21 protein-coding genes, 2 tRNA genes, 1 rRNA gene and 1 pseudogene are annotated in these 25329 nt (G+C 38.5%); 12 read left to right on the top strand and 13 right to left on the bottom strand.

All coding sequences use genetic code 11. The features are described 5' to 3' along the window. Positions 1–39: 39 nt before the first annotated feature. From J536_RS18265 to J536_RS18245, 5 genes are all read right to left on the bottom strand, one after another. The gene (locus J536_RS18265) at positions 40–1095 is read right to left on the bottom strand and encodes an aromatic ring-hydroxylating oxygenase subunit alpha (RefSeq protein ID WP_032057545.1); all 1056 of its coding nucleotides are present in this window, start codon (positions 1093–1095) and stop codon (positions 40–42) included. A 291-nt stretch (positions 1096–1386) separates the two neighbouring features. After that, positions 1387–2547, bottom strand: a complete 1161-nt coding sequence (locus J536_RS18260) for a glutathionylspermidine synthase family protein (RefSeq protein WP_032012816.1) — start codon at positions 2545–2547, stop codon at positions 1387–1389. A 21-nt stretch (positions 2548–2568) separates the two neighbouring features. Further along, the gene (locus tag J536_RS18255) at positions 2569–2934 is read right to left on the bottom strand and encodes a hypothetical protein (protein ID WP_032012817.1); all 366 of its coding nucleotides are present in this window, start codon (positions 2932–2934) and stop codon (positions 2569–2571) included. A 188-nt stretch (positions 2935–3122) separates the two neighbouring features. Further along, positions 3123–4079, bottom strand: coding sequence for a TerC family protein (locus J536_RS18250; protein WP_017386224.1), 957 nt, complete (start codon positions 4077–4079; stop codon positions 3123–3125). A gap of 318 nt (positions 4080–4397) precedes the next feature. Continuing rightward, positions 4398–4994, bottom strand: a complete 597-nt coding sequence (locus J536_RS18245; protein WP_032012819.1) for an undecaprenyl-diphosphatase — start codon at positions 4992–4994, stop codon at positions 4398–4400. A 136-nt stretch (positions 4995–5130) separates the two neighbouring features. Between J536_RS18245 and J536_RS18240 the strand changes: the two genes are divergently transcribed. Further along, positions 5131–6381, top strand: a complete 1251-nt coding sequence (locus tag J536_RS18240) for a low temperature requirement protein A (RefSeq protein ID WP_032057544.1) — start codon at positions 5131–5133, stop codon at positions 6379–6381. Between the two features lie 67 nt (positions 6382–6448). Here J536_RS18240 and mpl read toward each other — a convergent pair whose 3' ends face one another. Further along, positions 6449–7822 (bottom strand): UDP-N-acetylmuramate:L-alanyl-gamma-D-glutamyl-meso-diaminopimelate ligase, encoded by a 1374-nt coding sequence (gene mpl, locus J536_RS18235; protein WP_032012823.1) that lies wholly within the window; start codon positions 7820–7822, stop codon positions 6449–6451. A gap of 240 nt (positions 7823–8062) precedes the next feature. Here mpl and J536_RS18230 point away from each other — a divergent pair, with 240 nt between their 5' ends. From J536_RS18230 to J536_RS18215, 4 genes are all read left to right on the top strand, one after another. After that, the gene (locus J536_RS18230; RefSeq protein WP_075384089.1) at positions 8063–8425 is read left to right on the top strand and encodes a DMT family protein; all 363 of its coding nucleotides are present in this window, start codon (positions 8063–8065) and stop codon (positions 8423–8425) included. A gap of 283 nt (positions 8426–8708) precedes the next feature. Then, the gene (purE, locus tag J536_RS18225) at positions 8709–9224 is read left to right on the top strand and encodes a 5-(carboxyamino)imidazole ribonucleotide mutase (RefSeq protein ID WP_002115451.1); all 516 of its coding nucleotides are present in this window, start codon (positions 8709–8711) and stop codon (positions 9222–9224) included. A gap of 9 nt (positions 9225–9233) precedes the next feature. Continuing rightward, on the top strand, positions 9234–10355 hold the full coding sequence (locus J536_RS18220) for a 5-(carboxyamino)imidazole ribonucleotide synthase (protein WP_002115409.1): 1122 nt from the start codon (positions 9234–9236) through the stop codon (positions 10353–10355). Positions 10356–11041: 686 nt separating this feature from the next. Further along, positions 11042–12334: a lytic murein transglycosylase gene (locus J536_RS18215; RefSeq protein WP_032012825.1), complete on the top strand. Its 1293-nt coding sequence runs from the start codon at positions 11042–11044 to the stop codon at positions 12332–12334. A 63-nt stretch (positions 12335–12397) separates the two neighbouring features. Here the strand turns inward: J536_RS18215 and J536_RS18210 are convergent, their stop codons facing one another. The 6 genes and pseudogenes from J536_RS18210 to J536_RS18185 all read right to left on the bottom strand — a co-directional run bounded on the left by J536_RS18210 (position 12398) and on the right by J536_RS18185 (position 18885). Next, on the bottom strand, positions 12398–12772 hold the full coding sequence (locus J536_RS18210) for a hypothetical protein (protein ID WP_014207668.1): 375 nt from the start codon (positions 12770–12772) through the stop codon (positions 12398–12400). A 101-nt stretch (positions 12773–12873) separates the two neighbouring features. Further along, positions 12874–13884 (bottom strand): annotated as a pseudogene (locus J536_RS18205) (M57 family metalloprotease). A gap of 96 nt (positions 13885–13980) precedes the next feature. Then, the gene (locus J536_RS18200) at positions 13981–14886 is read right to left on the bottom strand and encodes a matrixin family metalloprotease (RefSeq protein WP_005072548.1); all 906 of its coding nucleotides are present in this window, start codon (positions 14884–14886) and stop codon (positions 13981–13983) included. A 329-nt stretch (positions 14887–15215) separates the two neighbouring features. Further along, positions 15216–17156, bottom strand: a complete 1941-nt coding sequence (dnaK, locus tag J536_RS18195) for a molecular chaperone DnaK (RefSeq protein WP_032012826.1) — start codon at positions 17154–17156, stop codon at positions 15216–15218. Between the two features lie 118 nt (positions 17157–17274). After that, a complete protein-coding gene (gene grpE, locus J536_RS18190) occupies positions 17275–17829 on the bottom strand; it encodes a nucleotide exchange factor GrpE (RefSeq protein ID WP_002115470.1) in 555 nt (184 codons plus the stop codon). A 162-nt stretch (positions 17830–17991) separates the two neighbouring features. Then, entirely contained in the window at positions 17992–18885 is an 894-nt protein-coding gene (locus tag J536_RS18185) for a LysR family transcriptional regulator (protein WP_005804902.1), read from the bottom strand. A 107-nt stretch (positions 18886–18992) separates the two neighbouring features. Between J536_RS18185 and J536_RS18180 the strand changes: the two genes are divergently transcribed. Beyond that, positions 18993–19859, top strand: a complete 867-nt coding sequence (locus tag J536_RS18180; RefSeq protein WP_032063550.1) for an MBL fold metallo-hydrolase — start codon at positions 18993–18995, stop codon at positions 19857–19859. A gap of 390 nt (positions 19860–20249) precedes the next feature. Next, positions 20250–20480, top strand: coding sequence for a hypothetical protein (locus J536_RS18175; RefSeq protein ID WP_000733015.1), 231 nt, complete (start codon positions 20250–20252; stop codon positions 20478–20480). Between the two features lie 169 nt (positions 20481–20649). On the opposite strand, the gene J536_RS18170 is transcribed toward J536_RS18175, so the two are convergent. Continuing rightward, positions 20650–20976: a hypothetical protein gene (locus J536_RS18170; protein WP_017399657.1), complete on the bottom strand. Its 327-nt coding sequence runs from the start codon at positions 20974–20976 to the stop codon at positions 20650–20652. 210 nt (positions 20977–21186) lie between these two features. Between J536_RS18170 and J536_RS18165 the strand changes: the two genes are divergently transcribed. From J536_RS18165 to J536_RS18145, 5 genes are all read left to right on the top strand, one after another. Beyond that, a complete protein-coding gene (locus tag J536_RS18165) occupies positions 21187–22257 on the top strand; it encodes an alpha/beta hydrolase (protein ID WP_032063548.1) in 1071 nt (356 codons plus the stop codon). Positions 22258–22415: 158 nt separating this feature from the next. Then, the gene (locus J536_RS18160; protein WP_032063545.1) at positions 22416–22973 is read left to right on the top strand and encodes a peptidylprolyl isomerase; all 558 of its coding nucleotides are present in this window, start codon (positions 22416–22418) and stop codon (positions 22971–22973) included. A gap of 391 nt (positions 22974–23364) precedes the next feature. Continuing rightward, positions 23365–24902: ribosomal RNA gene (locus tag J536_RS18155) — 16S ribosomal RNA — on the top strand. Between the two features lie 59 nt (positions 24903–24961). Continuing rightward, positions 24962–25038, top strand: a tRNA-Ile gene (locus J536_RS18150). A 55-nt stretch (positions 25039–25093) separates the two neighbouring features. Beyond that, positions 25094–25169: transfer RNA gene (locus J536_RS18145), tRNA-Ala, on the top strand. The last annotated feature ends 160 nt before the right edge of the window (positions 25170–25329 follow it).

Genomic DNA, 25329 nt, shown 5'->3' with positions numbered 1-25329 from the left:
TCACTTTTTTCGATTGATTGTACCCCAGTTAGCCAATATTTAAACGGTATAACGTTTACTTAGTCCCCATTCAGCCAAAATCCGTCGATAAGTTGTTGATGAACGGTCTGCTTCAAAATGTGCTTCCATCATTAAATCAAGCGGCAGTTCTTCTGGTTTTTGTGATTCGACCATCTCTTGGTCTTCGGCAAAAATTTGCGCATTAAATGCATATACTTTTTCTAAATCGCCTGTTTGGTCAAAGTTACGGGTGAGTGGAACAAATAAACGGGTTTTATTGCTTGAAATAGGGCAACAGGCATTCAAGATTTTTAAGACCCCGCCTTCTGGAAAATCGACCGTGAGCACGGCTGAAAAAGGTGGATAAACCTCAAAAGTACGCTTCCATAAAAAACCTTCTGGTTCGAGATGTTTTAGTTCATGCGGATAATTACTGACATTGCTGATATAGACCGTTTTTAAACCATAGTCGGTACGTTCAGTGTGATATTTAGGGACGATGGGATTATCGCGATTTGCAAAGGCATTGTGATGTACCCACGCAAAATGAGCGACATCGATAAACCCTTCAAGTTGACGTCCGCTAGAACCACCAATATCGACGAAAGGCGGTAAAATTGATTGATGCTCTGCGTGGTCCCAAGTATCTAATATAGGAATATTAGCTTTAACAATATCACGACCATGAATACTGGTCCAAATGAGACCATATCTTTGTACAACTGGAAATTTGGTCAGAGAAAAACGATCAGAAATTTTAGTTAGTTCGGGCTGAGCTGGTATTTGAGTACATTTCCCTTCGCTGTTATAGCGTAGCCCATGATAAGGGCAGACAATCTCCTCACCATCCACCCAACCTTTGGTTAATGGCACCCCACGATGTGGGCAAATATCTCGAACCAGATGAATTTCCCCACTTTCTGTTTTATATAACGCCATATTGACGTCTAGTAGCATGACTCGTTGAGGTGCAGTAGAGACATCTTGTGTACGTGCGACGGGATACCAGTGGTTCGATAAAATTTCCCAATCTTTTGCTTCAAAACTGCTGTTACACGGCATGGCAAGGGGCGTTAAAGTTGGAATCGCATTCATGGCATCACTCCTTAAAAAAATTAGGGCTCTCGCGAGCCCTTAAAATCTAGGCTTTTTTCTTTTTAGGAGATGCAAAGAGCTTGCCAATATTGATTTTTAATAAAGAAAATAAGGAAAAATTATTAAAATACATAAATTTATATTATTGTGTTTTTGAATTTTTGTTCTAATTTAGCTTTAGAAACTAAAGTTCATTATTCGCTATATACGTAAAATGCACTGATTGACCGCGTGGAAGGCACAATAAAAAGGCACCTAAACAGTGCTTTTTAAAATACCTCTAGGCATTTATTACTCGACAAAATAATGTGCTGCAAAGTGAGCATCATTACCAATAATGTCATAGCAATCTTCACGAATAGACATGCCTGAACATTGATGTCCAACCATCCATAAACCGAGTGTAGGTAGTTGCCCTGAAAATAATGGGGTATCTACCCATTTCTGTACGACATAACCATATTTGTCATAGTCATCAAAATGAAAGCTACCAGAAGCTGAGCCTTGGTCATGACCATCTTGTAAAATTCGAATATTGGCCCCTTCCCTTGCCAAAATCGGCTTTTTCACCCATTTGCCAGACAACGCTTGTTGCGGGTCATAGGTATGGGTTTCGACCAACATTGGATGGTTTGGATAACGCTTCCAAAGCTCAACCAAAATCGCTTTATTTGAAAGTAACATTTTCCAGCAAGGTTCAATCCACTGTGTTTGTGGATGGATATATTGAGAAAAGGCTTCTTCCCAGATCCATTCCCATGGGTAGAGCTTAAATATGTTTTGAATGGGCTGATTATGAAGATCGACAAAGTCTTGCCCGTTCCAACCTATGTTTTCCATAGAAAGCTCGGAAACCTGTAGATGAGCTTGATAAGCGGTATCCATCAAGTACTCGAGATTTCCCCAGTCTTCCCTTCCAGCTTCCTGACAAGCAGCAAAATGCACATGGCTACCACGCGGTAAAATTGTCTTCCAGCGTTTAATCAGGTCTTCATGAATGCTATTGAATTGATCTCGGTTTGCAATGCCTGAGACTTGTTCTATCCACAGCCACTGCGCCACAGAGGCTTCGAGTAAGCCAGTCGGCGTGTCGGCGTTATATTCCAGCATTTTGATATTTCGCCCATCGTAAGCGAAATCAAAACGGCCATACAGCATAGGGGCATTTTGTTTCCATGAATGTTCAATATGGTTTATGGCAACTTCAGGAATTTGAAAATAAGCAGGATAGTTTCCCCGTTGAATGAGGTCTCCTACTACTGCTAAACACATCTGATGCAGTTCATTTGCTGCATCTTCAAGTTGTTCAATCTGCTTAAGGGTAAACTCATAAGCAACTCCTTCAGACCAGTAAATTGAGCCATCAAGAGAAGGTAAATTAAAATAATCAAAACCAATATTTTGATGCTCCACTTGCCAGTCTGGTCGTGGAGTAAATATTTTTCTTTTCATATTCAGTGAATGCCTAAAGACTTAGCCGCCGAAAGAAAAACCGCTACGGCCAAAACCACCACGAATTGGGGATGAAAAAGACGAACTTTTCGCTGTACTTGAAATAATTGGTCGGCCTACACTCAAATTGCTGTAAGGATGTAAGGTATTGCCGTGGTAAGAAACTTCCCGATTATTTTGATAATACGCAGGCCCTAAATAGCGACTACTAACATAGCTAGAACCATGTCCACTGGAGCTATTTTCTTCTTCACAGGTTTGGGTATTCCAGTCGCGAGCACAGTCATATTGGTTGTTATATACGTCTTGTACTAAAGGACCATCATTATGGCTACATGCCGTGAGTAATAGAGGGACAACGACAAGATTAATTTTTTTAGAACGCATGAGACTCCACACATTTTAATAAGTATGTTCGGCATAAAATACCGAATAGCTGTTATCTATTATGTTTCTGATTAGGAAAGATAAATTTTAAGTTGGCATATAATATTAATCTGTTTTTTTAAAGTACAGTCTATTTTTAAAATTTAGATAACAAGGCATCTCACGTGTAGATGCCTTGTTGTGATGAATTAAGACTGCAATTGCTTTTTGTTGTGTCGTAAAGAAAGGTAAGCAGTGATTGCTAATACTATTACGATAAAGCTTAACGAGATCCAGATTGGCATGTGGAATACATCAAGCAACAACATTTTCGCACCAATGAACAATAAAATGATGCCTAAGCCGTATGGCAAGTAATGCAATTTAGTCGCAGCGCCAGCAAGTAAAAAGAACATTGCGCGTAAACCTAAAATTGCCATTAAGTTCGCCGTTAAAACAATAAACGGGTCGCTAGTTACCGCGAAAATAGCAGGAATAGAATCTACTGCGAAAATCACGTCCGAAGCTTCAACCAAAATCAAAACTAGAAATAACGGCGTTGCCCACAATAAACCGTTTTGACGTACAAAGAATTTGTCACCTTCAAGCTGTGGTGTAATACGCATATGGTTACGTAACCATTTTAAGAGCTTGATATCTTCAATATTGGTTTCTTCATCTTGGCCTTTTAAGAACTTAAAGCCTGTATATACCAAAAACGCACCGAAGATATAAAGTACCCAAGAAAACTCTTGAACGAACCATGCACCAATAAAAATAAAGAGGGTACGCAGTACGATGGCACCTAATACGCCGTAGAGCAAAATTTTACGTTGTAGTGCAGCTGGAATAGCAAACGCTGCGAAAATCATTAACCAGACGAAAACGTTGTCAATTGCGAGGGACTTTTCGAGTAAGTAACCCGCAAAGTATTCCATAGTTTTTTGGTTTGCTAAGGTCACCCCAACTGTTTGTTGTAGGTAAAGCCATAAACCACCGCCAAATAGGGCTGCGACGCTTACCCACGCCACACTCCAGTAAGCAGCTTGCTTAATTGAGACATCCTGACCTTGCTTTTGCTTAAAGCCTAAAAAGTCAATCAGGAGCATCACAATGACTATGCCAAAGAATGCTATGTACAGCCATAAATTGCCGATCGATTCCATAAATCCTCCATACATCCGGCAATTGGGCATAAAAAAACCTCGACCAGTTGCCAGATGAATTAAACATCTGTATCAACATGATCAAGGTCTTGCCTACACCATGAATTTCACGATGCTCAGATACCGACTTTTTAATAAAAGCGTATTGACGATATCTGACACATAACATTGCTGTTATGTTTGGAGGAGGCTACTCCCCTTGTCAAACTAAATTCTTTTTTGGATAAAACATATCCAAGTCCACATAGAATGGCAGATTTTTTTGTATTACGCAACTGAACTTAATGTCGTGGTTTGAATGCCAAAAAGATCTATGGGTTATTTAATCAAACCGCGGTCTAAAAGTGGTTTGCATATAATTTGATAAAGGTGAATACAGAATGCGGTCAAACTTGTACCGTAAGCATTCCAGAAGTAATAACCTGCTGTATTGACTAGTAGTGCGACAATAAAAGCCCCTAACATGTCTAAAGGGAAATGCACACCTAAATAAATACGTGACCACGCCACTACAAATGATAAAAATATAAGGATAATTCCAATTATTTTGCGCTGAGCAAACAAATAAGATAAAGCAATGGTGCTAAAAATCAGCATATGATTACTTGGAAAAGATGCCGTTGGTGCATGTTCAATAAAAGTCGTACCCACACCCATGACAAACGGTCTTGCGTGATGGTAAAACAGAGAAATAACGTAACCGACTAAAAGCGATACGCAGGTTAAAAAGACAGATTTAATGACCCTATTTTTTAAATCTTGATCGCCATAAAACCATAAAAATGTAAGGATGAATAAGAGAATATAGAGGAGATCATTAGCAAAAAAGATAGCAAGACGAATGATAAATTGACTCGCATCCTGAGCCCCATTAATCACATGGAATAAGCTAAGGTTGAGTGTTTCTAAAGACATTCATATTCCAAACAAGAACAAAAAACGTGGGCTATGATAAAGAATTAAGCCTGTTATCTTGATAAAGAATTGTCACAAAAATGAAATATAGTTTGTTTGTGAGTAAAGATTAAACAGCAGGTCTAGATATTTTTTAATGCGTGTTCTGGGCGTTAATATTAAAGTGTTAACGTGTTGGCACTTTATTCGAGAACGTTATTTTATGACTACTCAAGAAAAACAGAAAAAATTAAGCTTGAGGCCCCTATCCCCAAGAGATCCTGATCAGCAGCATAGAGCAGCGACTCCACTCGAATTATTGTTCGATTTAATTTTTGTGGTCGCGATTGCAACAGCGGGTCAGCAGTTACATCATGCAATTATTGAAAATCACCTCTGGCATGCATTACCAAGCTACTTGATGGTATTTTTTGCGCTGTGGTGGGCATGGATGAATTTTTCATGGTTTGCTTCTGCTTACGATAACGATGATGCATTGTATCGATGCCTTACCTTTGTACAGATTGTAGGGTCATTGGTGATGGCAGCGGGTATCCCTGATGTATTTCGTAGTCAGGATTTTGATGTAATCATTATCGGTTATGTGATCATGCGCATGGCCTTAGTGACTCAGTGGCTCAGAGCAGCAAAACATGATCCTGAACGGCGAGTTACGGCTTATCGCTATGCAATAGGTATAGTCTTAGTACAAATTGGCTGGCTTGTCGCTAACTTTGCTCATGTACTTTCAATACCTCTATTTTTATTTCTGGTTGTCGTGGAATTATTTGTTCCAATCTATGCAGAAAAATATTCACCAACGCCGTGGCATCCTCATCATATTGTAGAACGTTATGCCCTACTCACAATTATTGTGTTGGGTGAGTCGATTGTCGGTAGTTTTAATGCCATACGTGATGCTTTAGCCGCTCAATCAATGAATATCCCTGCTATTTTCTTAATGGTCGGTGGATTGATGTTGATGTTCGCAATGTGGTGGGCTTATTTTGACCGTAGTGAACAACATCATCATATTAAAGGTGTGCGCCCATTTGTTTGGGGATACGGTCATTATTTTGTTTTTGTCAGTATTGCTGCGGTAGGTGCTGCGCTTGCTGCTGCCGTGGATGTTACAACCCATCATGCGCATATTTCTGATTTATATATGGGAATAGTTGTTGCGGTGAGTGTGGTGCTTTATACCACCTGTATTTGGATACTTTATGAGTTTCAATGCTTATCTGGAATCACGAAATGGTTTTATCCAATCACAGCGCTCATTATTTTATGTATTCCGTTTATTTGTAATAACGTGGGATATAGCGTTTTTGCGATGGGCATTGTCTATAGTTTACGTTTAATGGTTTCTAATAAATTTATGGCCAATATAGAGCCAGAAAAGCTTTAAAAGTCACTGATAAAAAAATGGGTTTCAATTTGAAACCCATTTTTTATTGAATCATCTAAAGCGAAATTTAAGCAGCTTTTGCTTTTAATGCGCTCATTAATTTTTGATGTAAGCCACCGAAACCACCATTAGACATAATCACAACGGCATCGCCCTCACCTGCTTCATTGACAATACGCTCAATAATTTCATCAAGTGAACGGCTTACTTGAGCGTGGTTAGAAGCAGCTTCAATTACAGGTTGTAAATCCCAATCTAAGCCTTCTGGCTGATACCAGATCACTTCGTCTGCTAAGCGTGCTGAATGTGCTAAGCCATCTTTATGACTGCCCATGCGCATGGTGTTTGAACGTGGTTCAATAATGGCCCATAAACGGCGTTCACCTAAGCGTTTGCGTGCGCCATCTAAAGTCGTGTCAATTGCTGTTGGATGGTGAGCGAAGTCATCATAAACCTCAATACCATTAACTGTGCCGAGTAACTCCATACGGCGTTTTACGCCGCCAAAGTTAGACAAAGCTTCACAAGCTTGTTCAAGAGCCACACCCACATGCTGAGCGGCTGCAATTGTTGCCAAAGCATTCGCTACACTATGTTGCCCTGTCATGTTCCATTTCACTTCGCCAACGACATTGCCATTTTCGAGTACTTTAAAATGGCTGCCATCAATTGAAATTAGTTCGGCAGATAAAGCTGCTTTTTCATTCGCTTCTAAACTTGTACGAATCACTGGTGTCCAGCAACCCATTTCAAGCACTTCATCAATATGCGTTTCAGTAATTGGCGCAATAATACGGCCTTCACTTGGAATGGTACGCACAAGATGATGGAACTGTTTTTGAATCGCTGCTAGGTCATCAAAAATATCGGCATGGTCAAATTCAAGGTTATTTAAAATCGCCGTCTTTGGGTGATAGTGAACAAACTTAGAACGTTTATCAAAGAAAGCAGAGTCATATTCATCGGCTTCAACACAGAAGTATTTACCACCGCCTAAACGAGCACTTTCACTAAAACCAAGTGGAACACCACCAATTAAAAAGCCCGGATTTAAACCAGCTTGATCAAGTACCCAAGCCAACATGGTCGTAGTTGTTGTTTTCCCGTGAGTACCTGCTACACCAAGTACATGTTTACCTTGTAAAACATGATCGGCAAGGAACTGTGGACCAGAAATATATGGTAGGCCTTCGTTTAGCATATATTCAACAGCATCAATACCACGTTTCATGGCATTGCCGACAATAACCAAGTCCGGATGAGGCTGTAAATGGCTACGGTCATAGCCTTGCATGAGTGTAATGCCTGCATTTTCTAACTGGGTAGACATCGGTGGGTAAACGTTTAAATCGGAACCGGTTACCTTATGTCCTAAATCACGAGCTAAAAGTGCTAAAGAGCCCATAAAAGTGCCACAAATACCCAAGATATGCAGATGCATTGCTCGCCTTCTCCACTGCTTTTGTACACAACATTAAAATGAATTGCTGTGTGTGCATTATTGATAAATTTGCCAGCAACGATAGCAAGGCTAAACTCGAAAAGATAGTCAAAAATCGTTGTTGTTCTATGTGTTTGAGGCCCTGATAAAACTACAGCTTTATTTTTTAGATTTAAGCTGAATTACAGTTTTATCTTTTATAATGTTTTGTATCGTTAAAATACTTAAATCATCGTGATGATGAAGGATGTGCCTTTGAGCCCAACGGTTTTAGCTTTTACGCTATTAATTATTTCTAACTGCTTTATGACACTTGCATGGTATGGGCATCTTAAATTTTTGCACCATGCTCCACTTTGGCAAGCGATTCTATTCGGTTGGATTATTGCCTTACTTGAATATAGTTTTATGATTCCAGCCACTCGTATGCTAAGTGCACAAGGCTGGTTACTCGGTGAAATGAAGATCACTCAGGAAGTGGTTACATTGGTCGTGTTTGTACCTTTTATGATTTTCTTGTTTAAGCAACCCTTTAAACTCGATTACTTATGGGCGATGTTATGCCTATTTGGTTGTGTTTATTTCGTATTTAGAAGCCAATAATCTATGATAGCTTGTATTGAATAATTGGTTCTATACAAGCTATTGATTTTTCAAATACCTGCTTATCTTTCAGATATCTAATTAATTAATATTAATAAAAATTGAGAATGTGTCACTGTTAAACCATGACATTTTTCTATCAAATTAAAAATATTCACAGAGCTGGTCAGTTAAATTTTCGTGAGATGAAAAATCAGTCTATAATAATGGGCTTCCGAACCATTTAAAACTTGGCTCTCGTCGAGATTTATCTTTTTTTACTTTTGTCTCTGGAACATTAGCAATGAATGCGGCCGCAGCACAAGACGCTCAACCTCTCGTTGGAATTATTATGGGTTCTCAATCTGATTGGGCAACTCTCGAAAACACAGCCAATATGCTTAAACAGCTTGGTGTCCCATTTGAAGCGGAAGTGGTATCTGCTCATCGTACTCCAGATCGTTTATTTGAATATGCAGAAACTGCACGTGATCGCGGTATTCAAGTGATTATTGCCGGTGCAGGCGGTGCAGCGCATTTACCTGGAATGTGTGCCGCAAAAACTGATTTACCTGTTTTAGGTGTGCCAGTTAAATCATCAATTTTAAATGGTGTAGACTCTTTGCTTTCAATTGTACAAATGCCAGCAGGTATTGCAGTTGGTACTTTAGCGATTGGTCCAGCTGGTGCAACGAATGCGGCAATTATGGCTGCACAAATCTTAGGTTTAACTCGTCCTGAAATCGCAAAAAATGTTGCTGATTTCCGTGCTGCGCAAACTGATAAAGTTGCAAGCAAAAATATTCCGGGTCAGGTGTAAGAGGCTGAGATGGATAAAACTATCGGTATTTTTGGTGGTGGGCAACTGGGCCGTATGATGGCTCAAGCAGCGTTACCATTAAATATTCAATGTACTTTTTTTGAAGCAAATACAGATTGTCCAGCAGGTGTTTTAGGCCAGGTTTTTTCTAGCCAAGATGAGCAAGGTTTAAAGCAGTTTATTGAAAGTGCTGATGTTTTCAGTCTTGAGTTTGAAAATACGCCAGTTGAAGATGTTGATGTTTTGACACAAACCAAAACATTGCATCCTCCCCGTGTTGCTTTAGCGACTGCGCAAAATCGTTTGTCAGAAAAAGCATTGTTTGATGAGCTTACTATTCCTGTTGCGCCGTATCGTGCTGTAGATAGCTTAGAAAGCTTGAAAAAGGCTGTGGCTGAGCTTGGTTTACCGATCGTGCTTAAGACTGCAACTGGCGGATATGATGGCAAAGGTCAGTTTGTACTTCGTTCAGAAGACCAGATTGATACTGCTTGGGCTGAACTTGGTCCTGCAAAAAGTCTAGTTGCCGAAAGCTTTGTTAAATTCTCTCGCGAAGTTTCAATCATTGCGGTGCGTGGCCAAAATGGTGAAGTAAAAACTTGGCCATTGGCTGAAAACCATCATCATAATGGTATTTTATCGCATTCAATTGTTCCTGCACCGAATAGTGAAGCTTTGCAACCCGTTGCTCAAGACTACATTACTCGTTTGTTGAATCACCTTAACTATGTTGGTGTGTTGACTCTCGAGCTATTTGTAACAGAACAAGGTTTGTGTGCAAATGAGATGGCACCGCGTGTGCATAACTCAGGCCACTGGTCAATTGAAGGCGCAGTTTGTTCTCAGTTTGAAAACCATATTCGAGCTGTTGCAGGATTACCACTAGGCTCAACAGAAGTTGTTCGCCCAACGGTTATGATCAATATTATTGGTCAACATCCTAAAACTGAGGATGTACTTGCCTTAAATGGTGCTCATCTGCATCTTTATAACAAGTCAGAACGTGCTGGCCGCAAATTAGGTCATATCACTTTAATGCCTGTGGATAGTAATGAATTGACGAATTTATGCCGTCAATTGGCGGAAATTTTGCCAGAACCACTCGCTTTAACAGCAGATATGACCCTCTAAAAGTATTTTTAATTCTCTAAAAAGCGATCTTCGGATCGCTTTTTTTATCTTTTAAATTTAAAAAATAATAGAACATGCATATTTTAGGGTTGTGGATAACTTTAATTGGAACTTTTGAATTTAAAAAAGCTACTGTAATTTGAATTTAAAACCACAAAAGGCAGCCTCGGTTGTTTTTGAATTTAAAATTAGTTATCCACAAAAGTGTTTTTAAATTTAAATGAGAGAGTTGGGTATACCTTTTTAAATTCAAAAATAGAAGTCTATTAGTATGAGGTTTTGAATTTAAAAATTTTGGCTGATCTTTAAATTTAAAAAATACGGTTTTGTGGTGATTGGCTACAGCCTGTAATAAATAATAAGGAGATATAGAATAGGATTAAGAAATAGAAGTGCTTTTTGCTCTGTTGTGGATAAAGTTATCCACAATAAAGAGAGGTTTGTAGTTTAAATTTAAAGAGGTACTTTTGAATTTAAACTTGGGTATTGGTTTTGAATTCAAAAGTAATGATTTGGATCTAGAGAATTTTAAATTCAAAAATAAAGTAGAAAATTTGAATTTAAAACATGGGAAATGAATTTAAAGTAGAGATTATGAATTCAAATTTACGTTTTCTCTCTGAAATTTTGGACTCATAATGGTATGGTACTTACAAATTTAAATTTAAAAATCGAACTAGGATAATATGCGACGTTTTTCTTGTATTGTTGGCTCTGTATTTTTAGCGATGTCTCAGGCTCAAGCAGAGCTCGTAATTAATGGTTCTACAATATCTAGCAGTGCTATTGTTCCAGTAGTGACGAGCGAAGATTATACGCCTAATAATAATTTCCAAAGCTGTTTGGCAAATTTACGTTCTCAAGCAATTGCTGCTGGAGTATCTGGTACAACTTATGATCGTTATACCCAAAACTTGACCCCAGATTATTCAGTTATTGATAAATTAAACTATCAACCAGAATTTTCGACACCAATTTGGGATTATCTTTCTGGTCTAGTTGATGAAGAGCGCGTTGAGCTTGGTAAACAAAAACTGGCGCAACATCGAGATGTTTTAAACCGTGCTTCTCAAACCTACGGTGTGCCGCCGGAAACAATTGTAGCAGTGTGGGGTGTTGAAAGTAATTTTGGTGATATTTCTGGAAAATATCCTTTATTACAAGCACTCGGGACTTTAAGTTGTGAAGGACGTCGACAAAGTTATTTCCGCACTGAGTTTTTTGCCACTATGCGTATTTTACAACGTGGTGATTTAACCGAAGACCAACTGAAAGGTTCATGGGCTGGGGCATTTGGTCATACTCAATTTATGCCATCTACTTATGAACGATTAGCTGTTGATTTTGATGGAGATGGTCGTCGAGATTTAGTGTCGAGTACAGCTGATGCGCTGGCTTCAACAGCTAATTTCTTAAATAAAGCAGGTTGGCAAACAGGAATGCCGTGGGGTTTTGAAGTCAAAGTTCCCCAAGGTATGTCAATTGATGGAGAAGGGCGACGTTCAAAGAAAGCTTTAAGTAGCTGGAGTGCACGAGGGGTAACCCGAATTGATGGTTCTCCACTTGTTCAAGGGGCTTTATCTGGCAATACTTCAGCGGGTTTAATGGCACCTGCAGGTGTAAATGGTCCAGTATTTTTAGTATTTAAGAATTTTGATGCTATCTATAGTTATAACGCTGCGGAAAGCTATGGACTTGCGATTGCACATTTATCTGATCGTTTAAAAGGTGCTGGCCCATTTGTTGCGTCTTGGCCAACTGATGATCCGGGAACTTCACGTGCAGAACGTCGTGAAATCCAACAGTTTTTGATTAAGCGTGGCTATGATATTGGTGCAGTTGACGGTCTTATTGGAGATAAAACCCGCGTAGCTATTCGTCAGGAGCAGACTCGTTTAGGTTTAAATCCAACAGGACGGGCAGGGCAGCAAATTTTACGTGCATTCCGTCAAGAACAAGCTCAGAAAATGATGCAATAAACTAGAAATAATAAAAAAGGTCTGCTCATGCAGACCTTTTTTATAGGTACTTATATAAGATGATTACTCTAATTTAACTGCTTCCAAAATATCAAAAATAACTGACGTAACATCTTGGCTTAAATCACGATCATTAAAGATTTCATACGCAGTGATCGTGACATCAGTATCACTTGGTAATTGCTTTTGCTCTTCTTCAATTAAATGTTCAATCGGTAACAGAGTCTGTTTTACTTCAAGATGGAGAATATCTTTATATTCGATATTTTCATCCTCAAGCTCGATTTCATGCTCATTGAAAAAGGGGATTAAAATAGAATGGAGGTATGGTTTAATTTCAATAATATCAAACAGTTCAATATCTCGTGTCTGTTCAATTGTGCTGATATGATCATTTACTTCAATCAGGATATGATAATAACTCATCTTGATCTCCATTCTATTTTCGTTAGCTCTTATGACCACAATAACATGACTTTGATATCAATTTCGATGTATCTACATAGAAATAGATACATCATTTTATATCAAGCTTTTAATTATTGAGGTAAAGCACTCAATAGATCGCGGTCAGCATCCGTAAGTCCAGTGATTTTTTTGTCACCATCTTTACGTACTGAGTACATCAATGCATTTGGTTGATCACTATGTTTTAAACCAAGTGCATGTCCTAACTCATGAGCAATTGTTAAGCGTAAATCATCAATAGACTTAAACTCATAAATCACAATTTGTTTGCCGTTGTAGATACCTTTTTTAAAGACATCCGCTTGAGCATTTTGCTTAAATTGGTTCAATGAATTATTAAACTCATTGTTAATCTGATTAAAATGAGTCACTTTGACATTTAAATCTTTAGCTTGCTCATTATATGCAGCAATTTCTTTCTTTAAAGCAACAGTTTGTTTTTGCAAATCTTTCTGAGTTTTAGCCAAAGATTTAGCGCTGTATTCAGGTGCTAATTTGCCTTGGTTAAGTTGCATCATTAGTTGGTCAAGATTTTTCAATTTTCCATTCAAAATCTGCTTCTTATTTTCAAGGTCGGCTTGAGTTTGACCAAGGGTTTGCTTCAATTGCTTAATTTGTTGCTGTTCATCAATTACACGTTGCTGTTCTTGTTGGAACTGAGCTGCAATTTTTTGACGCTGTTCAGAACGGCTTTGACTATTATCGTAAACTAAACGAATTTCTAACTTTGCATTTGGATCATAAGTAAAATAATCCTGTCCAGTACCTTGCTTCCAAATGTCCGCAGCTTGTTGACTAATTTGAATTAATTGGTCTTGGCTTAAACCAAAACGTGGATCAATATCAGCAATTTTGTAAGTCAAATGTTGACCTGCTTTTTGCTGAATTTGAGTATGAGTTGGAGTGGCAAGATTAGCATTAGCCTGAAAATTAGAAAAAGCAAAGGCTACGCCTAATAACAAAGATGTTAAACGCATAATCGAAGGGGGGAGATTTTAAAAAAAACGTATTATAAGAATATAAAATGAAAAATCAATCAAAAAACGTACAAAATAGGAAAATAAATGAGACTTTAGTCTCATTATTTTTTACCAAATGCCAAATTATTTTTTAGGAAAAATTTAATATATTGGGTTTTATTTAGTTTTTTTTAATCAGTTAACTTTAACGATTTTTCCTTAATTTGGTCTATAAATTGAACCTAATAAATCTAAATCTGAATCTGTCAATTTAAAGTTATGAATATCTTGCTCTTTTAAATAGGGATACATTAAAGATTTAGGATCAGTCGTATGTTTTAGCCCTAAAGCATGCCCAAGTTCATGAGCAAGGGTCAAGCGTAAGTCATTTAAAGAAGCATAACCGTAAATCTGAATTTGGTTTTGACTGAATAAACCTTTATGGAAGGGTTGAATACTCGTTTTCTGCTTTAGTTTGAATTGTGTTTTTAAAGCGCTTAAATCACTTTGCTCTCGATTTAGCTCTTTAATTTTTAAGTTAAGTGATTGAATTTTAAAATTTAGACTATTGGATTCATTTTGTAACTCTTCCGATTTTTGCTCTAGTTGTTTTTGCCATTCTTTTAAATTATTGGCATTAGAGTATTGATGTTCTCCTTGATTAAAGCGCGTTACATCTTGTTGATATTGTTCAAACTCAACTTTTAGACTGACCTTTTTCTTGTTTAAATCACTTGATAGTTGAGTAACTTGCTGTTTGTTTAGAACAATTTCTTCATTTTTAATGCGCCAAGCTTCCTGCTTTTGCAAAAGTGCATCCAAATTGTTTTGTTGTTCATCCTTAAGCATTTGATGATCATCATAGATTAAGTTAATTGACAATTGAGCCTGTGAATCATAAATAAAATAGGTCTTTCCAGTTTCTTTTTGCCAGATTTCAGCAGCTTGCCGACTTACCTCAACTAGTTGTTCTTTAGTAAGTTGAAACCGCGGATCAATAAAAGCAATTCGGTATTTTAAAGGCTGATGAGATGAATGAATTGGCAGATTGCTTTGAGCAAAAAGTGTTGTTTGTAAGCCCATGCATAAGCATAAGCTCAATCCCCACCATAGAAATTTTTTCATGGCAAAATAAAAAATATAAATAAATCTTATTGTTAGCTACTTAATTTAATTCGTCAAAACGATAAAAATCTCAATAGATTAGGTGAGGTTTGTGATATTGGTCGAAAAATTAAAAAAGATGTTCTCAGACTTGGCAATAATCAAATAATTAATGTAGTAAATAACAGTGGTTTTTTAACAAAAAAATATTATTTAAAATTAAATATTTAGTTTTTATCATTGATCTTTCTGACAGAAATTTTTGAATAATATTATTAAAAAACTTATTGTTACTTTTTGTAAATAATAAAAAACCGCGCCTAAGCGCGGTTTTTTATTAAAGAAACAAATTATTTTTTGTCATCTTTAACTTCAGTGAACTCAGCGTCTACAACACCATCATCTGCTTTTTGTTGACCCGCATCACCACCTTGGAATGCATTTGGATCAAAGCCTTCAGCACCACCAGCTTGTTGCGCTTGTTCATAAGCACGTTGAGTGATAGGCATCAAGATGTTTTGTAAAGCTTCAGTTTTCGCTTTGATATCTTCTACATCATTTTCTTTTGTTGCTGCTTCAAGTTCAGAAACTGCTGTATTTACCGCTGTTTTTTCATCTTCAGTAATTTTATCACCAAGATCTTTAACAGCTTTGTTCGAGCTTGAAATTAATGCATCAGCTTCGTTACGAGCTTTTGCAAGTTCTTCAAACTTACGATCTTCTTCAGCATTCGCTTCAGCATCTTTAATCATTGCTTCGATTTCAGCATCAGACAAACCTGAGTTCGCTTTAATCTGGATCGATTGCTCTTTACCAGTGCTCTTATCTTTAGCAGATACTTTCAAGATACCATCAGCATTGATGTCGAAAGATACTTCAATTTGTGGCACACCACGTGGAGCAGGTGGAATATCGCCTAATTGGAAGTTACCCAACAATTTGTTTTGTTGAGCCATCTTACGTTCACCTTGGTAAACTGAAATGTCTACAGCAGGCTGGTTGTCAGCAGCAGTAGAGAACACTTGTGATTTCTTCGCAGGAATCGTCGTGTTTTTCTCAATGATTGGTGTTAATACACCACCCATTGTTTCAATACCTAAAGTTAATGGTGTTACGTCTAATAAAAGAACGTCAGTTTTGTCACCAGACAATACAGCACCTTGAATCGCAGCACCGATTGCAACAGCTTCGTCAGGGTTCACGTCTTTACGTGGCTCTTTGCCAAAGAATTCTTGTACTTTTTGTTGTACAAGTGGCATACGAGACTGACCACCAACCAAGATCACGTCAGAGATGTCTGAAGTCGAAAGACCAGCATCTTTAAGTGCGATTTTACAAGGCTCAATAGTGCGAGCAACTAAATCAGCAACTAAACCTTCAAGTTTCGCACGTGTTACATTGATCACTAAGTGTTTAGGACCAGTTGCATCAGCAGTGATGTATGGAAGGTTGATTTCAGTTGCATTTGATGAAGAAAGCTCGATTTTTGCTTTTTCAGCAGCTTCTTTCAAACGTTGTAACGCAAGTGGATCATTTTTCAAGTTCACACTTTGTTCTTTCTTAAATTCTTCAACTAAGAATTCAATTAAGGCGTTATCAAAGTCTTCACCACCAAGGAAAGTATCACCGTTTGTTGATAACACTTCGATTTGTTGGTCGCCATCAAGGTCTGCGATTTCAATGATTGATACGTCAAAAGTACCACCACCTAAGTCGTAAACTGCAACTTTACGATCGCCTTCTTTTTTGTCCATACCGAACGCAAGTGCAGCAGCAGTTGGTTCGTTAATGATACGTTTAACGTCTAAACCAGCGATTTTACCCGCATCTTTAGTTGCTTGACGTTGAGCATCGTTAAAGTAAGCAGGAACAGTAATAACTGCTTCAGTAACTGTTTCACCTAAATAGTCTTCTGCAGTTTTCTTCATCTTTTTCAAGATTTCAGCAGAAACCTGTTGAGGCGCTAATTTTTTATCGTTTACTTCAACCCAAGCATCGCCATTGTCTGCTTTGATGATTTTATAAGGTACAAGACCGATATCTTTTTGTACCGCTTGATCTTCATAACGACGACCGATTAAACGCTTAATAGCGAATAATGTATTTTTCGGGTTAGTTACTGCCTGACGCTTAGCACTTTGACCTACTAAGATCTCGCCATCTTTATAAGCAATGATCGATGGAGTTGTACGTGCGCCTTCAGCGTTTTCGATTACTTTTACTTTATCGCCTTCAAGTACAGCAACGCATGAGTTGGTAGTACCTAAGTCAATACCAATAATTTTTGCCATGTGACGTTTTCCTCAAAAATTCTTTTGCAATGTTTTTGCTTGTTATCCGATATGAGAGTGAATCTATTTTTTTCAAGCGTTTTAGCGAAAAAAAATCTAAAAACTCTCAAAAAATTATTTATTGACCAACCATAACCATAGCAGGGCGCAATAAGCGACCATTTAACGTATAGCCCTTTTGTAAAACGCTACCGATTTCATTCGCTTTAGCATTTGGGTCAATACCTACAGCTTGATGTAAATCCGCATTGAAGCCATTTTTCGTATCAGCTTCTACAACACCAAATTTTTCAAGTGTGGTTAACAGCGACTTCAAGGTCAGTTTAATACCTTCAAGTACTGGCGTTTCTTCATCGCCAGCTGCTTGAATTGCACGCTCTAAATTATCAACAGAATCTAGTAATTCTTTTGCAAATTTTTCAAGCACAGTCTCTTTATGCTTGTCAGACTCACGTTGAATACGCTCTACACTTTTTTGTGCTTCGTAAACTGCATTCGCAGTACGTGCTTTTTCAAGTTTTAGGCTTTCTTCTAATTTGGTGATTTGCGCTTGTAAAGATTCAACGGTAACGTCGTTTGCTTGCTCTACACCTTCAGCCTGAGTTTGCTCATTAGATTGCTCTGCTTGCTCGTGTTGAATGTCTTGAGCTTGCTCATTTTGCTCATTAGCCATTGATGATCTCCGTTTAAATGGGTTTTTAAACATGTACAGTCCTTTTGGCATCAGCATTTACTGGGTAAAACCTGAACTGCCATGCATATGCTGTAATTCATTAATAGGGATGAAGTATGGGCATTGCCTAAAAATTCAAGCGTACACGGCAATTTAAAACTTTTAATTTTGCGGTTTTAAGTAAAAATCTAAATTTTCGATCATAAAAGCAATAAATTCCTGAGTTATTTTGGGCAAATGTTGTCTTGAAGCATATACCACCGACAAACTTAATTCAGGGGCTGAAAAGTTTTTAAATAAAGGAACTAATCGTTTTTCTTTTAAATCTTTTTTAACTAATAAAGTCGGTAACATTGCCACACCTTGAGCATGTACACACATGTCATAAACAGCATTTACATCATTACTTTTAAAGGTGACGTTTAAAGGATAGTTCTGAGGTTGCTGTTCAGTATCAAAAAGTGTCCAAAATTGATGTTGGCTATGGTGAGCTAAACATTCATGTTGAATAAGTTGCCTTGGATGGGAGAGGGGACTGTGTTGCTTTAAATAATCAGGATGAGCACAGAATACAGACTCGATTTGACAAACTGGTCTCGCAATTAATCCATCTGCAACTTTTTGCGTTATACGTAAGGCTAAATCGACCTGAGCATCAATTAAGTCCATCGTATTTTCAGTCAGATATACATCAAATTGAATATGTGGATGTTGCTGTTTAAATTGGCGAATACATTCCCCAACCCCTAATTGAAATAAAAACAAGCCGCAGGTAAAGCGAATCGTACCGTTATGTTGTTCGGGTGCGGCTAACTCTTGTAAAAGTTGCTGTTGTTGTAAAATATTCTCGCAGTAGAGTAGGGCTTTTTCCCCTGCTGGAGTGAGAGATATTTTTCGTGTATTTCTTTGAAATAGTCGAGTTGAGAAGGTGTGCTCAAGGTGCTCAAGATAGCGAGAAACCATCGCACGGGAATAATTTAGATGTTCGGCGGCTTTGGTTAAATTGCCATGTTGAGCAATAGAAACAAAGACGTGTATGGCTTTTAATGTGTCCATATACTTTATCATTGTTACAATATATGCAACAGTTTATCTTAATTTAGTGCATTTACCTTACAAGAATTGCAATTTAAAGTATTTCTCATGAATTTGGAGAATACATAATGAAATTTTTTAAATTAACTGCTTCAGTCCTAGCAACTGCTACCGCTTTAACAGTAACTTCCTCAGCTTTTGCGCAAGATTTGAAAATCCAAAGTTTCTTGGCTAAACCCGAACATTTTGGTGTGACTTCTACTTTAATTGAAGGCGATAAAGAAGTTCTGTTGGTAAATGCGCAATTCTCAAAATCTGAAGCATTACGTATTGCTGCAGATATTCTCGATAGCGGTAAAACATTAAAGACAATTTTCGTAAGTTATGGCGATCCGGACTATTACTTTGGCTTAGATGTATTTAAACAATACTTCCCAAATGTACAAATCATCGGAACGCCAGAAACTGTTAAACATATCCAAGATACTCAAGCGCTTAAAGTGAAATATTGGGGTCCACAAATGGGTGCAAATGCGCCTAGTCAAATTATTGTGCCTCAAGCTTATACTGCTAAAACTTTAAAGTTAGAAAATGAGTCGATCGAAATTAAAGGTAAGAAAGAACTCACTTATTTATGGATTCCTTCTTCAAAAGCAGTTGTAGGCGGTATTCCAGTATCTTCAGGTATTCATTTATGGATGGCAGATACACCAAAAGTTAAAGATCGCAATGAAGTGATTCAAGCTTTAGAAAGTATTAAATCACTCCAACCTCAAACAGTTGTTCCAGCTCATATGGTTGAGGGAGCTCCACAAGGTTTGGATGCGGTTAACTTCTCTATCGACTATCTCAAGAGCTATGAGAAAGCGGTCAAAGTAAGTAAAAATGCGAGTGAGCTAAGTCAGCTCATGCAGAAACAATATCCAACATTGAAGAGTGTGGATAGCCTAGAACTAGGTGCAAAAGTTGTAAAAGGTGAGATGCAATGGCCATAATTTGAATCGAAACACTATAAATTTTTAAAAAAGCCGTGGTCTATCCTCGGCTTTTTTATGAAATAAGGCATTTTCAAGTAAAAAGTCTGTGTAACATTCTACGCACCTTATATAGCGTTTCTATGAAGAGAAAATTTTTAACGAGAGTAAAAGGCTAAGATAAAAATTAGAAATTGATAAAAATAAACAAAAGCTTAAGTTGTAGCTTCTATATAAAAGGTAGAGGTGAGGCTAAGGAAGAGGTTTTAATAAAAAATTGCACAATTTGTACTTCTATTACTACAAAAGACAACCAATGATACGCACGCCAGAAAAAAAAATTGTGAATTATAGGCAGCGCGAAGATGAACTTTGCATTTAAATGTTTGTCGTAATGAAAGGAAAGTGATTATGAAAAAATTAGGTCTTATCTCTGTAGTGCTTGCTGGTGTTGCTTTTACAGCTGTTGGTTGTGCATCTGAAGCTGGCTTAAATGCATCAGGTTCAGCTCAAACTAGCGCTAGCCCATCTGGCGTACAAGCTGGTGTTGGTGTAGATGCAGGTGTTTCTGGTCAAGCACAACCAGGTCAAGTTGATGCTGGTGCTTCTGGTTCTGTTTCAGGTTCTGCAACTGCTCAGTAATTCTTAGCGATAAGAACAGTTAAAAGATTATAGAGTACATATATTCAAGATGCCGATTTATATATGAAATGAGCTGCTACTCATTATTCTATAGTCAAGAGAATGTGGATTTCTCAACAAAAAAGCCCCAAGAGATTTTTTCTTTGGGGCTTCCATATTCCCATAGATTTTAGTCATCATCATGATAATCTCTATGATTGTGATCACGATCTTCTAATCTTTTCTTCTCCCATTCACGGTGTCTTTTTTCCCACTCACGACGATTTCTATCCTGTTCGCGAGCATCTTTACGTTGTTGTTCGTATATTCTCTTACGCTCTTCCCAACGTTTTCTTTCCCAGTCACTATAGCGACGTCCATCATTGCGGTCATAGCGATCATCATCATGATCATGGTAACCATAACCACCGCGGTAATAAGGATCATCTGTATAAGCAACACAACCTACAGTTAAAAGACTGGTTGCTAATAAAGTAACAACTAGTTTTGCTGACATAGCACAATCTCCTTTTGTCTGTTAACAATAATTGGCAAAAAAGTCCTGTTTTAAACGACAGATTTGTTAATGACATTTGCTATAAATCAGATTAGCGTAGATTGGTTTTTACCTTTGTATCTTGATTACATGAGTTGTATGCGAATATAGTCAAACAACAAAGAATTCTGTAGAAAATATGAAGGATAAGAGGAATTCATGGAGATAGGCATGACAGCATTTAATCAAAAAATTCAAACATTGCTAGATAAGGGCCAAGGGCCTGCTGCTCGAGCTCTTGATAAGTTACCTCGATTAGCTCAAGAATCACTTGCCAAAATCCTTGGATATGCCTACCAATACCCAGAGCTCGACTCGTTTACTAAATGTATGATGGCCGTACAAATTAAACAGGGACGTATTGGTTTCATTGGTTCAGATCCTATTGAGTCTAGACGGCAGTTTGATACACAAATGTTGGCTATACGCCAGAAATCAACTGAAATTGATTCAGTAGAAGACATTCGTTTGCCGCTTCAAACTGGAACTGTTTTCGCAAGACACTATCATCCGTCACCGAATAAAAAATTACCTCTGATTGTTTTCTATCACGGGGGAGGGTTCGTTGTAGGTGGTTTAGATACTCATGATGAGGTTTGTCGTATATTGGCAAAATATGCAAAAGTACAAGTACTCAGTATTGATTATCCACTTGCACCTGAGGTCTCACCTCAACATTTAATCCAATCATGTGAAGATGCATTAGCTTGGGTATATCAAAATCGCAGACAACTAAAAATATTAAAAAATCGTATTGCTGTAGCAGGGGATAGTGCAGGCGGCAATATCAGTACGGTTGTGGCTCAACGATCAGTAAACAAACCTTATGCTCCACAAGCACAGCTTCTCATTTACCCTACAGTTGATTTTAAAAGCCGACATCCTTCTTTTTATGCTTATAACGAAGGATTAGTTTTGACGGATAGCGATATTAATTATGTCACTCAATATTATGCAACTCAGCATAATGTAGAATTAGACGATCCGATTATTTCTCCAACCTATGGTAATTTGAAAAAGAACCCGCCAGCTTTCGTGATTACGGCTGGTCATGACGTATTGCATGATGAAGCGAAAATTTATAGCTATAAGCTAAGACAAAATGGCGTCAAAATGCATTATGAAGAATATCCAGATCAAACCCACGGTTTTATAAACTTGACACCTATTTCGAAAAAGGCAAAAAGATATACTATCGAGATCAGTAAAAACTTCAGAAAGTTCTGGGATAAAAATAGTTAAATAAAAGCTTAGTCCATGTTTCACGTGGAACGTGGACTAATACTCAAATCTAAAATATAAAGCACTAAATAAAAGATAATAAATACTCACTAGAATTCTTTTATATAGATGATTAAATTTATCCTTCATTAAGTTTGGCATTTTGTTGTAGGGAAAATATGAAAAAATTATTAATGTTATGTTGTTTGGGTATAAGCAGTCATTCAGTCTGGGCTGACACTCTAGTTGAAATGCAAACAAATTTAGGCAACATTGAAATACAACTTTATGATGATAAAGCACCAAACAGTGTGAAGAATTTTAAAGACTATATAAAGTCAGGCTTTTATAAAGATACGATATTTCACCGCGTAATTCCTGGTTTTATGGTGCAGGGCGGTGGACTTACTGCAAATATGCAGGAAAAGACTACGCGAGCACCTATCAAAAATGAAGCTGGAAATGGAATTGCTAACACACGCGGAACGTTGGCTATGGCTCGTACTGCAAATCCTGACTCAGCTACTAGTCAGTTTTTCATAAACGTTGCAGATAATAATTTTTTAAATCGTTCTGCGGGTAATGCTGGTTACGCAGTTTTTGGAAAAGTAATTAAAGGAATGGATGTGGTTGACCGTATTGTTCAGGTCCCTACATCAAACTATGGCATGCATCAAAACGTACCAAAACAGGCTATAAAGATAGTAGATATAAAGTTTAAAACTCTTCAAAAATAAATTAACTATATAAATCATATATTTGTTTATTTTTGAGATTTTTTTTGGCTGAAAAAGAACCGGTCGAACGTGCATATTTATAAAAGTGCTTGCGTACCAGTTTTTTTTCCCTATAATGCACTCATCCCGACGCGATACACGAGAATATCTTAGCTTACAGGGTTGAGATGAAAGCTTAGTATTGCGTTGAATTCTGTCTCTGACGAAGAGCAGAAAAATCATTAAGAGAATTGAAGAACAACTTGTGTGGATTTTTACTGATTGATTAATCGAAATAATTTTCATTGATTGATTGGTTTAAATTACTCGAAGTTTATTTGAGCGAAATTTAAGTCAGTAATTGATGAGCCAGAATTGGCACCTTGTCTTTAAATAAGGTGCAAAATGATTTTAACTGAAGAGTTTGATCATGGCTCAGATTGAACGCTGGCGGCAGGCTTAACACATGCAAGTCGAGCGGAGAGAGGTAGCTTGCTACTGATCTTAGCGGCGGACGGGTGAGTAATGCTTAGGAATCTGCCTATTAGTGGGGGACAACATTTCGAAAGGAATGCTAATACCGCATACGTCCTACGGGAGAAAGCAGGGGATCTTCGGACCTTGCGCTAATAGATGAGCCTAAGTCGGATTAGCTAGTTGGTGGGGTAAAGGCCTACCAAGGCGACGATCTGTAGCGGGTCTGAGAGGATGATCCGCCACACTGGGACTGAGACACGGCCCAGACTCCTACGGGAGGCAGCAGTGGGGAATATTGGACAATGGGCGCAAGCCTGATCCAGCCATGCCGCGTGTGTGAAGAAGGCCTTATGGTTGTAAAGCACTTTAAGCGAGGAGGAGGCTACTTTAGTTAATACCTAGAGATAGTGGACGTTACTCGCAGAATAAGCACCGGCTAACTCTGTGCCAGCAGCCGCGGTAATACAGAGGGTGCAAGCGTTAATCGGATTTACTGGGCGTAAAGCGCGCGTAGGCGGCTAATTAAGTCAAATGTGAAATCCCCGAGCTTAACTTGGGAATTGCATTCGATACTGGTTAGCTAGAGTGTGGGAGAGGATGGTAGAATTCCAGGTGTAGCGGTGAAATGCGTAGAGATCTGGAGGAATACCGATGGCGAAGGCAGCCATCTGGCCTAACACTGACGCTGAGGTGCGAAAGCATGGGGAGCAAACAGGATTAGATACCCTGGTAGTCCATGCCGTAAACGATGTCTACTAGCCGTTGGGGCCTTTGAGGCTTTAGTGGCGCAGCTAACGCGATAAGTAGACCGCCTGGGGAGTACGGTCGCAAGACTAAAACTCAAATGAATTGACGGGGGCCCGCACAAGCGGTGGAGCATGTGGTTTAATTCGATGCAACGCGAAGAACCTTACCTGGCCTTGACATAGTAAGAACTTTCCAGAGATGGATTGGTGCCTTCGGGAACTTACATACAGGTGCTGCATGGCTGTCGTCAGCTCGTGTCGTGAGATGTTGGGTTAAGTCCCGCAACGAGCGCAACCCTTTTCCTTATTTGCCAGCGAGTAATGTCGGGAACTTTAAGGATACTGCCAGTGACAAACTGGAGGAAGGCGGGGACGACGTCAAGTCATCATGGCCCTTACGGCCAGGGCTACACACGTGCTACAATGGTCGGTACAAAGGGTTGCTACCTAGCGATAGGATGCTAATCTCAAAAAGCCGATCGTAGTCCGGATTGGAGTCTGCAACTCGACTCCATGAAGTCGGAATCGCTAGTAATCGCGGATCAGAATGCCGCGGTGAATACGTTCCCGGGCCTTGTACACACCGCCCGTCACACCATGGGAGTTTGTTGCACCAGAAGTAGCTAGCCTAACTGCAAAGAGGGCGGTTACCACGGTGTGGCCGATGACTGGGGTGAAGTCGTAACAAGGTAGCCGTAGGGGAACCTGCGGCTGGATCACCTCCTTAACGAAAGATTGACGATTGGTAAGAATCCACAACAAGTTGTTCTTCATAGATGTATCTGAGGGTCTGTAGCTCAGTTGGTTAGAGCACACGCTTGATAAGCGTGGGGTCACAAGTTCAAGTCTTGTCAGACCCACCATGACTTTGACTGGTTGAAGTTATAGATAAAAGATACATGACTGATGATGTAAGCTGGGGACTTAGCTTAGTTGGTAGAGCGCCTGCTTTGCACGCAGGAGGTCAGGAGTTCGACTCTCCTAGTCTCCACCAGAACTTAAGAGAAGTTCGGATTACAGAAATTAGTAAATAGAGATTTCGGTCTTGGTTTATTAACTTCTGTGATTTAAGTATCACGGTATTAAGCATGACCTGACGAAGGCGTGTTTATTCATTAACAGATTGGCAAAATTGAGTCTGAAATAAATTGTTC

The sequence above is a fragment of the Acinetobacter sp. 809848 genome, from assembly GCF_000581275.1.
Lineage (GTDB): Bacteria > Pseudomonadota > Gammaproteobacteria > Pseudomonadales > Moraxellaceae > Acinetobacter > Acinetobacter pittii.
This window is presented reverse-complemented; position numbering and strand designations above follow the sequence as displayed.